Genomic DNA, 15,093 nt, shown 5'->3' with positions numbered 1-15,093 from the left:
GCATAGACTGTGCCGATGGGTTCCTTCATCATCAGGCCAGCGCGCACCGCCGATGTCGCCGCCATCATGGGCATGGCGGAACCCCTGGTGGACCAGCGCGTCCTGGTGCCCAAGGAGGCCGTCGCCTACTACGAGGCTATCCAGGAGTTCGTCGTCGCCGTGGCCGAGGACGGCACCCTGATCGGTTTCGGCGCGCTGCACGTGATGTGGCAGGACCTGGCCGAGGTGCGCACCCTGGCCACCGACTCCCGCTGGCGCGGGCACGGCGTCGGTTCTGGGCTGCTTCACGAGCTCACCGCCCGAGCCCGCACGCTGGGGGTCAGTCGGGTCTTCTGTCTGACCTTCGAGGTGGACTTCTTCACCCGGCACGGCTTCGGGATCATGGATGACCAGGCGGCCGTGGATCCGGAGGTCTATACAGAGCTGCTGCGCTCGCCCGACGAGGGGGTCGCTGAATTCCTCGACCTGGCCCGGGTCAAGCCCAATACCTTGGGCAACACCAGGATGATTCTTCAGCTCTGACCCCGCGGCAAGCTGACCGGTTCTCACCGGTCAGAGCTGCGAGGCGCTGCGGCCGGTCACAGTTCAGGCAGCTGGTCCCGGGCGTCCTCATGGGATGCCCCCGTGGCCTGGAGCATGTCCACCACCAGGGTGCGCAGCAGCAGCACCACGGTCTCACCCTCCAGCGTCCCGATCCCCAGGGACTTCGGGTGCAGCCGCTGGGCCAGCGCGGAGAGGGCATCTTCGGCGGTCTCCATGCGGCGGGTGTAGGCCGATCCGGGTTCTGCCACAGCCTGGGAGAGCAGCAACGAGCATTCCGCGAACTCGTCCAAGACCGCTGCGAGGTTCTCCACTGCGCCATCACTGAGTGAGGCGTGATCCACGGTGCTGATGACCCGCCGAGCCACCACCCGCATGCTGCGCACCGAGAGATCCACCTGATCGGCCACCTCTGCCATGTGCCGGACATAGTGGCGGTGCTTCCGGTAGGCCGGGGAGAAGACGGTGAGCTCCTTGGCTGAGCGCACCGCGTTGCGCAGCTCATCGATCTGCGGCTGCAGGCCGCGGCAGCGGATCAACGAGTGCCAGGCCTGACGCGAGTCCGAGTTCCGCACCGCCTCGGCCACGTCACGCAGCGAGGCGGTCATCGCGTCGACCACGCTCTTGAGCTCCGCGATCGGTTCCCGGCGCGGGTCCTTCGGGGTCAGCAGCGTGATCGCCATCGCCACTGCGCCTCCGATGATGGCATCGAGGCTGCGCGTGAACGGCCCGAGCGCGGCGGCCTCCGGGGGAGGGATCAGCACCACGAGCAGCGCCTGCAGACCCATCTGCATGGCCAGCACGGGTCCCGAGTCCAGGAAGCGCGCCAACATGATCGAGAGGAAGAGCACCAGTGTGGCCGTGCCCAGATTTGATCCAAGCTGGTGCAGCAACAGGTCACCGATGAGGATCCCCAGGGTGCAGCCGACGCTCACCTCGAGCACCTTGCGCATGCGTGGCTCTTTGGTGAACCCCAGAGCGATCAGGGCGGCAATGGCGGCGAAGAGCGGGTCGTCGTGGCCCAGGACCTGTTCGGCGATCGTGTATGCGCCGACCCCGGCCACGGTCATCTGCGCCGCCGGAACCACGGAGCGTCGCATCCTGCGCACGCCGACCCGAACCCGACGTTCGGTGAAGCGGCGCGCCCGGGCCAGCAGGGGCGGTGATGAGCGCTCGGTTGTCACCCCATGAGTGTAGGCGGCAGGCACTGCTGGGGATACGAGGCGGCTCACATCTGCCCGTGAGAAAGGCCTCAGCCGGCCCGCGCCGGCCTGGGTCCCCGTTCACCAAGCGTTCACCTTAAGTGAGCGCCCCAGTCACCTGCACAGGGTCACAGTGTCACCTGCCCTGCCTAATGTGGATCGAGGTTCGCAGGACGCACCCCAGCGGACCGCACAGACTCGTTCCACTGGCGCGCACCGTCGCCTGATGAGACCTCAGAGAGGCACTGAATACCGTGAAGATGAAGAGCTTCGGTCGCACAGCGGCCATCCTGTCCGTATCAACCCTGGCCCTTGTCGGCTGTGGCGGGTCCAACAACCCCGATGCCGGGGGCGGGGAAGACAGCGGCGAGAACGGTGCCAGCAGCGAAGTGGCGGGCACCCTCGTGGGCGGTGGCGCATCCTCGCAGGAGGCAGCCATGACCGCATGGACCGACGGCTTCACCTCTGTTGCCCCTGACGCCCAGGTCAACTACGCCTCGGTGGGCTCCGGCGGCGGCCGCGACGGATTCCTCGGCGGGGAATACGACTTCGCCGGCTCCGATGCCGCGATGAGCGACGAGGAGTGGGAGTCCTCCCAGGAGATCTGCGGCCCCGAGGGCGCCTTCCACATCCCGTCCTACATCTCCCCGGTCGCGGTGGCCTTCAACGTCGAGGGCATCGACGAGACGCTGAACCTCGATGCTGACACGATCGCGTCCATCTTCGCCGGCGAGATCTCGAACTGGGACGACGAAGCCATCGCCGAGCACAACCCAGACCTGGAGCTGCCCTCCACCCCGATCTCCGTGGTGCACCGCGCAGATGACTCAGGAACCACCGAGAACTTCGTCGACTACCTCGCCACGGCCTCCGACGTGTGGGACTACGAGGTCTCCGGCGAGTGGCCCGGGGAGATCGCGGCAGAGTCTGCACAGCAGACCTCCGGCGTGGTCGGTCTGACCTCCGAGACCGACGGCGCCATCACCTACGCCGACGCCTCCCAGATCGGTGACCTGACCACGGTGGCCGTGCAGGTCGGCGAGGAGTACGTGGAGTACTCCCCCGAGGCGGCCTCCCAGGCAGTGGCCTCCTCGACCCCGGTCGAGGGCCAGGCCTCGAACAACATGGCCTATGAGCTCGACCGCCGTACCGACGAGTCCGGCGCCTACCCCGTGGTCCTGGTGAGCTACCACATCTTCTGCAACGAGTACCCGGACCAGGAGACCGCTGACCTCGCGATGGCCTTCGGAGAGTACGTGATCTCCGAGGACGGTCAGGCCACGGCCGAAGGCGCCGCGGGCAACGCTCCCATCTCCGATGAGCTGCGCGACGGGGCGATGGAGTCCCTCTCCGCCATCACGGTGTCCGAGTGAGCTTGAGCAGTCTCAGCACCGCATGAACAACACGGACGCCGGGTGGTCGGGTGAGAGTTCAGGCTCCCACCGCCCGGCGTCCGCGCGTGCTTCATCACGCATCCACCACACAGATCTGAGAGGCAGACCAGGTGAGCAGCTCACTGACTCAGTCCGATAAGCGGGGAGTCGCCGGAGACCGCGTCTTCTCGGCGTTGACGGTGTCCGCCGGCGTCGTCATCCTGCTGACCCTGGCATTCGTGGCACTGTTCCTGACGGTGAACTCACGCGACGCCGTCTACCAGGAGGATCAGGGGGGCTGGATCCTCACCGCGTTCCTCGACTACGCATACCCGCTGGTCATCGGCACCCTCATCGCCTCCTTCATCGCGCTGATCCTCGCCGCTCCGGTGGCGGTCGGAGTGGCGCTCTACATCTCGCACTACGCGCCGCCGCGCTTCTCCAAGGGCATCGGGTATGTGATCGACCTGCTCGCCGCGATCCCCTCGGTGGTCTACGGCGCCTGGGGCATGAGCTTCCTCGGCCCAGCCCTGGTTCCGGTCTATGGATGGCTCCACGAGAACCTCGACTTCATCCCGCTCTTCGCCGGGAACCCCTCACAGACCGGCCGGACCATCTTCACCGCCGGCGTGGTGCTGGGTGTGATGATCCTGCCGATCATCACCTCGGTCTGCCGGGAGATCTTCATCCAGACGCCGAAGCTGCATGAAGAGGCCGCGCTGGCGCTGGGCGCCACCCGGTGGGAGATGATCAAGATGTCGGTCTTCCCCTTCGCTCGAGCCGGGATCATCTCCGGAATCATGCTCGGCCTCGGTCGCGCACTCGGAGAGACCATGGCTGTGGCGCTGGTGCTCTCGCCCGGGATGCTCACCGCCTCACTGATCTCCAGCGGGAACAGCACCATTCCAGCAGAGATCGCGCTGGGCTTCCCGGAGGCTCCGCCCGGCTCGGAACGACAGGCCCAGCTCATCGCCATCGGCCTGGTGCTCTTCCTGATCACGCTGCTGGTGAATATGACAGCGCGTTGGATCGTCAGCCGCCATAAGGAATTCTCGGGAGCCAACTGATGACACAGACACCTACTCCGACGCCGGCCTCCGTCCAGGGCCCCTCCGGCCCGCCCAGCCTGGGGGACTCGGGCAGCAACGGGGTGCTGCGGCGCAGCTCCCTGACGCAGAACACGCTGCCCTCCTGGCTGTGGATCGCGCTGCTCGGCGGCTCGATCGTCTTCGGTGCCGCTCTCTCGGCACTGCTGGGGTTCAACCTGGCCACCTGGTTCATCTTCACCGCGGTGACCTACGTGCTCAGCAGCTACCTCGTCACCAGGACCAGGGTGAACCGACGACGAGCCACCGACGGTCTCTGGACCAACCTGGTCTACCTCGCCTTCTTGATCGCACTGATGCCCCTGGTCTCGGTGATCTGGTCCGTGGCCTCGGTGGGGATCCAGGGCCTGATGGCACCAGGATTCCTGGTCTCCGACATGCAGGGGATCACCGGACTGGTCGACCAGGCCTCGCAGACCGAGGGCACCGCGGTCCTGGGCGGAATCTTCCACGCCCTGATCGGATCGCTGCTGATCACCCTGGCCGCCACCGTGATCTCGGTGCCGATCGGCCTGCTGACCTCGATCTACCTGGTGGAGTACGCACGCGGCGGACTGCTCGCTCGGGCGATCACCTTCTTCGTCGACGTGATGACCGGGATCCCCTCCATCGTGGCCGGGCTCTTCGCCGGCGCCGCCATGGCGTGGTTCCTCTCGGTCTTCAGCGGCGTGACCGGCCTGCTCACCACGCAGCGCTCCACACTGGGGATCACTGCGGCCATCGCCCTCTCGGTGCTCATGGTCCCGGTGGTGGTGCGCACCACTGAGGAGATGCTCCGAGTGGTGCCCAACGAGCTGCGCGAAGCCTCCTACGCCCTCGGCGTGCGCAAGTGGCGGACCATCTTGAAGGTGGTCCTGCCCACCGCCATCTCCGGCATCGCCTCCGGGGTCACGCTGGCGATCGCCCGCGTGATCGGGGAGACCGCCCCGATCCTGGTCACAGCCGGGTTCGTGGTCAACACCAACTGGAATCTGTTCCAGGGCTGGATGACAGCCCTGCCGGTCTACATCTTCCGGCAGTTCCAGAACCCGACCTCTCCGAACTTCTCGGACCCCTCGGAGCAGCGGGCCTGGGCGGCGGCCCTGGTGCTGATCCTCATCGTGATGGGCCTGAACCTCTTCGCGCGCCTGATCGCCACGCTCTTCGCCCCCAAGCAGACCGGACGCTGAGTCTCAGACCTGCGGTCCCCGACGTTCTTCCCAGAGAAAGTGTGAACAACAGATATGTCTAAGCGAGTAGATGCCGTCGACCTCAACGTCTATTACGGGGACTTCCTGGCGGTGGAGGGCATCAACATCAGCATCGACGCCCGGGCGGTGACCGCGTTCATCGGTCCCTCCGGCTGCGGCAAGACCACCTTTCTGCGCTCGCTGAACCGGATGCATGAGGTGCTCCCGGGCGCCCGCGTGAAGGGACAGCTGCTCCTGGACGGGGAGGACATCTACGACCCCGGTGTGGACCCGGTGACCGTGCGCACTCAGGTCGGCATGGTGTTCCAGCGGCCGAACCCGTTCCCGACCATGACCATCCGCGAGAACGTGCTCGCCGGATACAAGCTCAACGGGGCCCGGCTCTCGAAGTCCGAGTCTGAGGAGATCGTGGAGACCTCCTTGCGCAGCGCGAACCTCTGGAACGAGGTCAAGGATCGTCTGGACCGGCCCGGCTCAGGCCTCTCCGGCGGCCAGCAGCAGCGGCTGTGCATCGCACGCACCATTGCGGTCAAGCCCGATGTGATCCTCATGGACGAGCCCTGCTCGGCACTGGACCCGATCTCCACCCTGGCCATCGAGGATCTGATCGGTGAGCTGCAGCAGGACTACACGGTGATCATCGTGACCCACAACATGCAGCAGGCGGCGCGCGTCTCGCAGAAGACCGCGTTCTTCAACATCGCCGGCACCGGCAAGCCGGGCAAACTCATCGAATACGACGACACCACTTCGATCTTCAACACTCCGAAGGAGAAGTCCACCGAGGACTACGTCTCCGGTCGCTTCGGCTGAGCCTGGGCTCAGAGGAGCAACGGACTCAGCGCCAGGGTGAAGATCGCCGTGGCCGTGCCCGCCACCATCGGAGTCAGCACCCAGAACAGGCAGATCCGCCGGAACGCTCGCCAGTGCACAGTGGCGAAACGCTGGTTCGAGCCGGCGCCGATCACGGTGGACGCCGCGGTCAGCGAGGTGGAGAGCGGAAGCGCGAAGCCCAGCGAGCCGATGAACAGCAGCGCGGAGGTCGTGGTGGTGGCGACCATCCCGCGCAGCGGATCGATCTCCACGAGCCGGTGACCCAGGGTGTGCCCGATCCTCCAGCCACCGGTGAGGCATCCGGCCCCGATCAGGGCGGCGAAGCCGATATAGGCGTAGGGCAGCCAGGCCTGTGCGTCCTGGACCCCGGCAGCGATCAGCGCGGTGAGCAGCACGAAGGAGAAGCGCTGGCCCTGCTGCAGACCTGTTCCCAGTGAGGTGACTCCGACGCTCACCGACTGCGCCATCCGTGATGTGGTGTTGACCGCGTCCGGGTCCTCGCCGCGGGCGAAGCGCACCGCGGCGAAGACCAGCAGGTAGGCCAGCCCGAAGGCCACCAGTGGAGAGAGCAGCAGGGTCAGGACCGCGCCGGTCCACGGCATGGCAAGGACCTCAGCGAAGTCGAGATCCGCGACGACGGCGGCGGCCAGGGTGCCGCCGAGGAACCCAGCCAGCAGGGCGTGGGTGGTCGAGGTCGGCATTCCGCGCAGATAGGTGAAGAGGTTCCAGCCCAGCAGCGTCAGCGCGGCGGCCAGGACGACCGCGAGAAGCATCCGTGGCTGCATCTGTGGGAAGTCGAACCAGTTGTAGAGGTAGATGCCCAGGGGCAGGGCGAGCAGCACCCCGAGGGCGTTGAATCCCGCCGCCAGCCTGGTTGCCGCCTGCGGGGTCAGCGCGCGGGTGCGTACCGGGATCGCGATGGCATTGGGAACATCATGCAGCCCGGCCACGTAGGCGTTGGGAAGCAGTGTCAGGCAGATCAGCCCGAGCAGGATCAGCTCCACCCTGACGCCTCAGGACTCGCGCACGATGATCGACCCGGCGGTGACCGCCACAGCCCGCTGGTCCTGCACTGCGGCGAGCAGCGCATCGGCGATCTGCGCCTGTTGCAAAGCGATATTGGGCTGGAACGCGTTGTCGGTGGAGGTCAACCATGCCCGATGGGTGCGGTTGGCCTGCTTGGTCAGTCGCTGCATCTGGATCCAGTAGTCCTCCAGCAGGTCCAAGTCCTCCAGTCGGGACATCGCGGCCACGGTGAGATCCAGCTGTCGGCTCAGCGTCTCCAGCTGGTCCGCGCTCTGCGTGGGCAGGACCAGGTGGGGGCGGGCCAGGATCAGGTCGCCGGCGGCGACCACGTGTTCCATGGTCCGATTCAGCTGCTGCGAGAGCGCGTAGATGTCCTGCCGGGGCAGCGGAGTGACGAAGACGCTGCGGATATGGGTCATCAGATTGAAGTGCAGGTCCACTGCCCTGCCTTCAAGCCCGAGCAGCTGCTCGCGCAGCGCGGAGCGCTCGTCGCTGGGACTGCCGAGCAGCTGGGAGATCAGTTGGACTCCGGAACGTACTTCGCGGGCGATGCTGGCCAGCAGGTCGGTGGCCTCTGGCTTGCGCTGGCCTCTGCGTACGATCATTCGGTGCGTTTCCCCAGGTGAACGAGTGTCGACGTGTCGGCCCTGAGTGTATAGCCCGAAGGTGAACGACCGTGCTCGGACGGCAGCTTCTGGGCATCGGCGCTGGAAGGGATCCGCGTGGATCTGAGATGTTCAGGTGTGCCGGGCTGGGAACGCCTCACGGCGCGGGGCCGCTCGAAGCGGCTCAAAAATGGAGCCCGGGGGTTACCGCAGCCCGGCACATCTCCAGTGTGCTCCCTCTGCGGGGGAACGGTCAACTGAGCCCTCGGCGTGGCTGGGAATCGGCGCTCTCACGTGTCATGCCCAGGCCTGCGCTGTGCGCTGACCTGGGCATGACGGTCTCCATCGGAGGGCTATGGTGGGCCCTGCGGGGCTCGAACCCGCGACCAGCGGATTAAAAGTCCGATGCTCTACCAACTGAGCTAAAGGCCCCTGTGAAGCCGCTGGAGACGTGCCCTATGGTATCGCCGCGTGAGCCTGCGGCATAATGGCGGACACCACGCGGGCCGGCAGTCCAGCGGCTCGCAGCCTGCGGCGAATCTCTTCAAGGAGGACGCGATGACCAACCAACCTCGGCACCGTCGGCCACGCTACATCGAGCCGGCAGAGTTCGATCAGCGTGAGGGCGGCGCGGATCCGGCCATCATCTCGCAGGCCGCTCACGACACCGCGCATGCGCTGGTCTTCCATGGGCGAGATTCCGAGGATCCCGAGGTGACGGAGCGGTTCATCCGACTGGCCGAGACCGAGGGCATCGAAGCCATCGCCGAGCTCTGGTCCGACTCCCCAGCTCATTCTCTTGCCGGAGGGCTCTGGCGGATCTACGCGATCCGTGCCGCGGTGAACAAGGACCCGCAGCGGATGAGTGAGTACTACCAACTGGGCAAGAGCGATTCTGCGCCTCATGCGATCGCCGGAGTCGCGGAGCCTCCCACCGCGCAGGAGATGGACCGTCTCGCGGATCTGGTCCTGGCCGGGATGTACCGAGGGGACATCGATTCCGCCTTCGATCGAGCCGGCGCGTTCTGCCGCGTCATCGCCCGAGGGCAGGCGCTGTGGGCCGGAGGATCCGAGCGGCACAGTCCGGAGTCTGCCCGACGGCTCACCGAGCGCGCCGATCAGCTGCTGCGCACGGCAGAGGAGCTGGAGAGCGCCGCACGCGGCTGCCGCGCCGGCACCCTCGACTGACCAGCAGGTATCAAGCGAAAACTGCAAGATTAATTGGTGCTGAGCCCTGGCTGCAGGCGTTTCTGACGGTACGCTGAGACTCGCGACACGCCGGTCCAGCAGACTTCGTGTGTTCGCCGACCGGGCCCGGGGGGGGGCTCCGGGGTAAAGAACCAGTCACGAGCCAGCTCGCGCTGGCCGCATCAAGGGGCGCACCATGACAGATCAGCAGCCGAACTCTGGCCGGGAACCAGAGCAGGACGGCTTCACACCGACCGGCGGAGAGCACTCGGAGCAGGCTGCCCAGCCCGGGCACCACGAGCAGGGCCAGCCGAGCTTCGGCCAGCCAGACCAGCAAGGCCAGTACCAGCAGGGTCAGCCCGGTTCCGAGCGGCCCGGGTATGGCCAGGAGGGTCAGCCTGGTTTCGAGCAGTCCGGCTATGCCCAGCAGGGTCAGCCTGGTTTTGAGCAGTCCGGCTATGCCCAGCAGGGTCAGCCCGGCTTCGAGCAGCCCGGTTATGGCCAGCCCGGCTATGCCCAGCAGGGTCAGCCCGGCTACGGCCAGCCAGGCTACGGCCAGCAGGGCCAGCCCGGCTATGGCCAGCCGGGTTACGACCAGCACGGACCGCAGAGTCCCGGTGGGCCCAGCTCTCCCGGCGGCCCGGGCGGACCGATGTACCCGCAGGGACCGGGTGGGCCCAGCAGCGGAGGCAAGGGGCCCGGAAAGGGCCTGATGTGGGGATTGATCGCGGCCGGCGTCGTCGTCCTCGGCACCATCGTGGCGCTGATCGTGATGCTCACCGGCGGCGGCGACGCCCAGGCCGATGACCAGGGCGGGGAGACCGAAGCTGCCAGTGACTCCGGTGAAGCAGATGGGTCTGAGGGCTCTGGCAGCGTCGACACCGACGCCGAGACTCCCTACTCCGCAGTCGAGTCCTACTTCACCGCACTCGCCGAGGGCGACGCCGAGGCGGCAAGCTCGCTGGTCTACGACGCAGGCGACACCACGCTGCTCACCGATGAGGTCCTCGCGACCTCGCTGGAGCTGGCTGCTATCACGGATCTCGAGGTGACCGAGGAGGAGACCACCGAGGAGCTCTCGTTCTCCCATGAGGTCCAGGTCAGCTACACCCTCGGTGACGCCGGGGTGACCAAGCGTATCTACACCTACCAGAACACCGACACCGATTCCTGGGAGGTCGACGGCGCCGCCGAGATCATGCAGCCCGACTTCGGTGACCTGGAGACCACGGTCAACGGCGAGCCGGTCTCCGGCTCGGAAGCCACTGTGTTCCTGGGCCTGATGTATGAACTGGCCATCGACGATGAGAACTTCACCATCGACGGCGACGGTCTTCTCGAAGTGACCGAGACCTACGCCAGTGCCGGCACCCTCGACGTGGGCCTCACCGAGGAGGCGACCGAGACCTGGCGAGAGCTGATCCTCAGCGATGTCGAGGAATGTGTGGCCTCCACCGAGCTGGAAGCCGGCTGCGGGCTGGACATGCCCGAAGACGTCTCCGGAGCCACCGTGGTGGAGGGAAGCATCTCGCGCTCGCTGCCGGCCGAGACGGATCAGGCGCTCCAGCGGCTGACCCCGCAGCCGAATTACAGCACTCCCACGCTGGTCGGTGCCGAGTACTTCACAGGTCGGGTCGACGTGGAATACGAAGCCGAAGAAGACGGCGTGACCAGCCTCTACGAGCTCTACTTCGGGGAACCGGGCACCTTGGGCACCCCGATGGTGGACATGACGGCCGATGAGCTTGAGGTCATCTGGGAGTAAGTCGCGCACTGCGGGCTTACACTCGCTTCGTGCAACAGAACACTGCGAACACCTCGACGGCGCTGCCCACCGGTGAATCGGTCCTGCAGGGTCTGCCCTGGCGGTGGAACACCCAGGGCCGGATCTTCCTCATCGGTGGGCTGGGGTTCATGTTCGACGCCTGGGACGTCTCGCTCAACGGGATCCTGATACCGCTGCTCTCCGAGGAGTGGGACCTCACACCCTCGGATGCCGCCTGGATCGGCACGGCGAACCTGATCGGGATGGCCGTGGGCGCTGTCATGTGGGGCACCATCGCGGACCGGATCGGACGCAAGAAGGCCTTCGCCTGGACGCTGCTGATCTTCTCGCTGTTCACCGTGGCCGGCGCCCTGACCGGAAGCCTGGAATGGTTCGTGCTCTTCCGCTTCCTGGCCGGAGTCGGCCTCGGTGGATGCATCCCGGTGGACTACGCCCTGGTGGGAGAGTTCACTCCGGCCAAGCAGCGCGGCCGGGTGCTCACCGCCATGGACGGCTGGTGGCCCATCGGAGCGGCGCTGGCCGGCTTCGTCTCGGCCTGGCTCATCGGCACCTGGGGGGACTGGCGGCTGCCGCTGCTGGCGATGATCCTGCCCGCACTGCTGGTCTTCGCGGTGCGGCTCTTCGTGCCTGAATCTCCGATGTATCTCATGCGCCAGGGGCAGATGGAAGAAGCCCGCAAGGTCATCGACTCGATGGTGACCCGCACCGGGGCGCCGGTGCAGGCCTACACCTTGGAGACCACCCAGGCGCCGGCGAAGCTGAGCTTCCGCGCGGTGGGGGAGCAGCTGCGGCTGGTCTGGGCGCACGGCTGGCGGGTCACCACCGTCTCCTGGGTGCTGTTCCTGGCGATCATGACGGTCTACTACATCGCGATCCAATGGATGCCCACACTGCTGATCGAGGCAGGCTACGAACAGGATCAGGCCTTCATTCGAACCGCCGGCATGGCCGCCGTCGGACTCGTGGGGGTCGTGATCTCCACGGTGCTGGTGGAGATCACCGGACGACGCGTGCTGCTCGCGGTCTCCGCCCCCGCAGCCACGGCGATGCTGGTGGTCCTCGGACTCACGATGCACCTTCCTGTCGCTGTGCTGATCCTGCTGCTCGGATTCGGGCTGGTGATCCAGATCGCGATCCCGGTGCTCTACACCTACGTCTCCGAGCTCTACCCCACCGAGCTGCGCGGCTCCGGGTTCGGCTGGGCCTCCACGATCTCGCGGATCGGCGCCGGGCTGGGACCGCTGCTCTTCATCGCCTGGATGGAGCCGACCTTCGGTCTGGCCGGAGCCTTCGGCATCTGTCTGATCGGCGTCGTGCTCGCGGTGCTGCTGATGCTCAGGCTCGCCCCAGACACCACCGCGAAACAGCTCGACTGAACCGAGTCCCGGTTCCTCGCGCCGGTGAACATCCTTGAAACTTCCGGGCAATGTTTGATGTAGGAATGTGTCGTACTATTGCCTGCATCACTCGTTTCTCGGCACCCGTATGGGTGCCGTTCTTGCACCATGAGGAGAGCCCCACATGAAGAGGTCCTTCAAGACCAGCGGCGCCATCGCTGCCACGGCCGCCGCAGCACTGCTGCTGTCCTCCTGCGGAGAGGCCCCCGAGGAGGACGGCGAGGGCGCCGCCTCCGAAGAGGTCGACTACAAGGCCTGCCTGGTCTCCGATGAGGGCGGCTGGGATGACCGCTCCTTCAACCAGTCCGCCTTCGAAGGCCTGGAGATGGCCATCGACGAGCTGAACATCGACTCCGCCGACGCGCAGTCCACCGCCGAGTCCGAGTACGGCCCCAACGTGGACACCATGGTCCAGCAGAACTGTGACGTGGTCTTCGGCGTGGGCTTCCTGCTCGAAGAGGGCCTGCGTGAAGCCGCCGAGGCCAACCCGGAGACCGACTTCGCGCTGATCGACTCCTACTTCAACTTCGAAGAGGGCGAAGAGCTCGAGAACGCCAAGCCGCTGGTCTTCAACACCGGCGAGGCCGCATACCTGGCCGGCTACGTCGCGGCCGCAATGAGCGAGACCGGAGTCGTCGGCACCTGGGGCGGCATTCAGATCCCCTCAGTGACCGTGTTCATGGACGGCTACGCCGACGGCGTGGAGCGCTACAACGAGGACAACGACGGCGACGTCGAGCTCGTCGGCTGGGACAAGGAGGGCCAGACCGGCTCCTTCTCCGGGGACTTCAGCGACCAGACCCAGGGTGGCGAGGTCACCGAGCAGCTGCTGAGCCAGGACGCCGACATCATCATGCCCGTGGCCGGCAACGCCGGCGTCGGGGCCGGCCCCGCCCTGGAGGCGGCTGACGCCAAGATGATCTGGGTCGACTCCGATGGCTATGAGTCCACCGACTTCGGAGACATCGTGCTGACCTCCGTGCTCAAGGAGATCGGCCAGTCGGTCTACGCCACCATCGAGGAAGGCACCCAGGACGGCTTCAGCAACGAGTCCTACGTGGGCACCCTGGAGAACGAGGGCGTCGGCCTGGCACCCTTCCACGACTTCGAGGACGAGGTGCCCTCCGAGGTCGCAGATGCCATAGAGCAGCTGCGCCAGGAGATCATCGATGGCGACACCGTCATCGAGTCCGAGAACGCCCCGTCCTGACCACCGCATAACCCTACGTATAACTGATCGGCGACACCGCAGCGATGAAGCTTGAGCTCAGAGGGGTCACCAAACGGTTCGGCTCCTTCACCGCCAATGACCGGATCTCACTCACCGTCCAGCCAGGAGAGATCCACGCGCTGCTCGGTGAGAACGGAGCCGGGAAGTCCACCCTGATGAACACCATCTACGGGCTCTACAGCCCCGACGAGGGTGAGATCCTGCTGGATGACCGGGAGGTCAGCTTCAACGGGCCCGGTGACGCAGTGGCCGCCGGGATCGGCATGGTGCACCAGCACTTCATGCTGATCCCGGTGTTCACCGTGACCGAGTCCGTCGCACTGGGCTACGAGCCCACGCGCGCTGCGGGCATCATGGACATGGCCGCGGCCCGCGCGAAGGTGCTGGAGATCTCGGCACGCTTCGGCTTCGATGTGGACCCCGATGCTCGCATCGAGGACCTCCCCGTGGGAGCCCAGCAGCGCGTGGAGATCATCAAGGCGCTCTCTCGCGATGCCAAGGTGCTGATCCTCGATGAGCCCACCGCGGTGCTGACCCCGCAGGAGACCGATGAGCTGATCACCATCATGGGGCAGCTGCGGGACTCCGGCACCTCGATCGTGTTCATCACCCACAAGCTGCGCGAGGTCCGCGCGGTGGCGGATCGGATCACCGTGATCCGGCGCGGCGCCGTGGTGGGGGAGACCTCGCCGCGCTCCACCGAGACCGAGCTGGCAGGGCTGATGGTCGGCCGCGAGGTCAGCCTGACCACTGCCAAAGAGGCTGCCGATCCGGGCGAGGTCAGCTTCGAGGTGCGCGGACTGACCGTGCTCAACAGCGCAGACAAGATCGTCGTGGACGACGTGGACCTCTCCCTGCGGCGCGGTGAGATCCTGGTGATCGCCGGGGTCGACGGCAATGGACAGAGCGAGCTGGCTCAGACCATCCTCGGGATCCGGAGCCCGGTGGCAGGCAGCATTCTGCTCGATGACAAGGACCTGGCTCCGCTGAGCATCAAGCAGCGACTGGCTGCGGGACTGGGCTTCGTGCCCGAGGATCGCAGCACCGACGGTGTCATCGGCGCATTCACCATCACCGAGAACTACGCCCTGGACATGTATGACCGACCGCCCTATGCCGGCGGGCCCGGAAACATCGCGCTGCGCCTTCCGGTGATGCGCGAGGCCGCGCAGACCCAGGCCGAACGCTTCGATGTGCGCATGGGCACCGTGGACGACCCGATCTCCACCCTCTCTGGGGGCAACCAGCAGAAGGTCGTGCTGGCCCGCGAGATGAGTCGAGCCCTGCGGCTCTTTGTGGCCAGCCAGCCCACCCGTGGCCTGGACGTCGGCTCGATCGAGTTCGTGCACCGCACGATCATCGAGGAGCGGGACAAGGGGACCCCATGCCTGATCGTCTCCACCGAGCTCGATGAGGCGCTGAACCTGGCGGACCGGATCGCGGTGATGTACCGCGGCCGAGTCGTGGGCATCGTCCCGGCCAGCACCAGCCGCGACGTGCTGGGCCTGATGATGGCAGGAGTGCCCGCCGAGGAGGCGCAGACCCAGGCCGCCACCCACCACACCGTGCTGGCCGAGGCCGATGAGCGGGCCGAAGCAGAGGAGAACAAGTGAGC

General features: G+C 66.5%; 13 protein-coding genes and 1 tRNA gene. 10 read left to right on the top strand and 4 right to left on the bottom strand.

What is annotated here, in order from left to right; all coding sequences use genetic code 11:
* Nucleotides 1–15: 15 nt before the first annotated feature.
* Entirely contained in the window at nucleotides 16–522 is a 507-nt protein-coding gene (locus HNR24_RS09135; RefSeq protein WP_058888019.1) for an amino-acid N-acetyltransferase, read from the top strand.
* A gap of 56 nt (nucleotides 523–578) precedes the next feature.
* On the opposite strand, the gene HNR24_RS09130 is transcribed toward HNR24_RS09135, so the two are convergent.
* A complete protein-coding gene (locus HNR24_RS09130; protein ID WP_058888183.1) occupies nucleotides 579–1,724 on the bottom strand; it encodes an FUSC family protein in 1,146 nt (381 codons plus the stop codon).
* 272 nt (nucleotides 1,725–1,996) lie between these two features.
* Between HNR24_RS09130 and pstS the strand changes: the two genes are divergently transcribed.
* The 4 genes from pstS (at nucleotide 1,997) to pstB (ending at nucleotide 6,224) form a co-directional block, all read left to right on the top strand.
* Nucleotides 1,997–3,115, top strand: a complete 1,119-nt coding sequence (gene pstS / locus HNR24_RS09125; protein ID WP_058888020.1) for a phosphate ABC transporter substrate-binding protein PstS — start codon at nucleotides 1,997–1,999, stop codon at nucleotides 3,113–3,115.
* A 131-nt stretch (nucleotides 3,116–3,246) separates the two neighbouring features.
* Nucleotides 3,247–4,182: a phosphate ABC transporter permease subunit PstC gene (pstC, locus tag HNR24_RS09120; RefSeq protein WP_058888021.1), complete on the top strand. Its 936-nt coding sequence runs from the start codon at nucleotides 3,247–3,249 to the stop codon at nucleotides 4,180–4,182.
* On the top strand, nucleotides 4,182–5,390 hold the full coding sequence (gene pstA / locus HNR24_RS09115) for a phosphate ABC transporter permease PstA (protein ID WP_083504670.1): 1,209 nt from the start codon (nucleotides 4,182–4,184) through the stop codon (nucleotides 5,388–5,390). Before pstC ends, pstA begins: the two co-directional genes overlap by 1 nt.
* A gap of 54 nt (nucleotides 5,391–5,444) precedes the next feature.
* Complete coding sequence (gene pstB, locus HNR24_RS09110) at nucleotides 5,445–6,224, top strand: phosphate ABC transporter ATP-binding protein PstB (protein WP_058888022.1); 780 nt, start codon at nucleotides 5,445–5,447, stop codon at nucleotides 6,222–6,224.
* Nucleotides 6,225–6,232: 8 nt separating this feature from the next.
* On the opposite strand, the gene HNR24_RS09105 is transcribed toward pstB, so the two are convergent.
* The 3 genes from HNR24_RS09105 to HNR24_RS09095 all read right to left on the bottom strand — a co-directional run bounded on the left by HNR24_RS09105 (nucleotide 6,233) and on the right by HNR24_RS09095 (nucleotide 8,308).
* Nucleotides 6,233–7,249, bottom strand: coding sequence for an inorganic phosphate transporter (locus tag HNR24_RS09105; RefSeq protein ID WP_058888023.1), 1,017 nt, complete (start codon nucleotides 7,247–7,249; stop codon nucleotides 6,233–6,235).
* Between the two features lie 9 nt (nucleotides 7,250–7,258).
* Entirely contained in the window at nucleotides 7,259–7,876 is a 618-nt protein-coding gene (locus HNR24_RS09100) for a DUF47 domain-containing protein (RefSeq protein ID WP_058888024.1), read from the bottom strand.
* A 356-nt stretch (nucleotides 7,877–8,232) separates the two neighbouring features.
* A tRNA-Lys gene (locus HNR24_RS09095) sits at nucleotides 8,233–8,308 on the bottom strand.
* Nucleotides 8,309–8,434: 126 nt separating this feature from the next.
* Here HNR24_RS09095 and HNR24_RS09090 point away from each other — a divergent pair.
* The 5 genes from HNR24_RS09090 to HNR24_RS09070 all read left to right on the top strand — a co-directional run bounded on the left by HNR24_RS09090 (nucleotide 8,435) and on the right by HNR24_RS09070 (nucleotide 15,091).
* Complete coding sequence (locus HNR24_RS09090) at nucleotides 8,435–9,064, top strand: hypothetical protein (protein WP_058888025.1); 630 nt, start codon at nucleotides 8,435–8,437, stop codon at nucleotides 9,062–9,064.
* Between the two features lie 196 nt (nucleotides 9,065–9,260).
* On the top strand, nucleotides 9,261–10,829 hold the full coding sequence (locus HNR24_RS09085) for a hypothetical protein (protein WP_182495617.1): 1,569 nt from the start codon (nucleotides 9,261–9,263) through the stop codon (nucleotides 10,827–10,829).
* A 29-nt stretch (nucleotides 10,830–10,858) separates the two neighbouring features.
* Nucleotides 10,859–12,226: an MFS transporter gene (locus tag HNR24_RS09080; RefSeq protein WP_058888028.1), complete on the top strand. Its 1,368-nt coding sequence runs from the start codon at nucleotides 10,859–10,861 to the stop codon at nucleotides 12,224–12,226.
* Between the two features lie 145 nt (nucleotides 12,227–12,371).
* A complete protein-coding gene (locus HNR24_RS09075) occupies nucleotides 12,372–13,457 on the top strand; it encodes a BMP family lipoprotein (protein ID WP_058888029.1) in 1,086 nt (361 codons plus the stop codon).
* A 44-nt stretch (nucleotides 13,458–13,501) separates the two neighbouring features.
* On the top strand, nucleotides 13,502–15,091 hold the full coding sequence (locus tag HNR24_RS09070; protein WP_058888030.1) for an ABC transporter ATP-binding protein: 1,590 nt from the start codon (nucleotides 13,502–13,504) through the stop codon (nucleotides 15,089–15,091).
* Nucleotides 15,092–15,093: the final 2 nt, after the last annotated feature.

This window comes from Nesterenkonia sandarakina, from assembly GCF_014138825.1.
Classification (GTDB): Bacteria; Actinomycetota; Actinomycetes; order Actinomycetales; family Micrococcaceae; genus Nesterenkonia; species Nesterenkonia sandarakina.
Note: the sequence above shows the minus strand (reverse complement) of the source record. Positions and strands in the feature narration are given on the sequence as shown.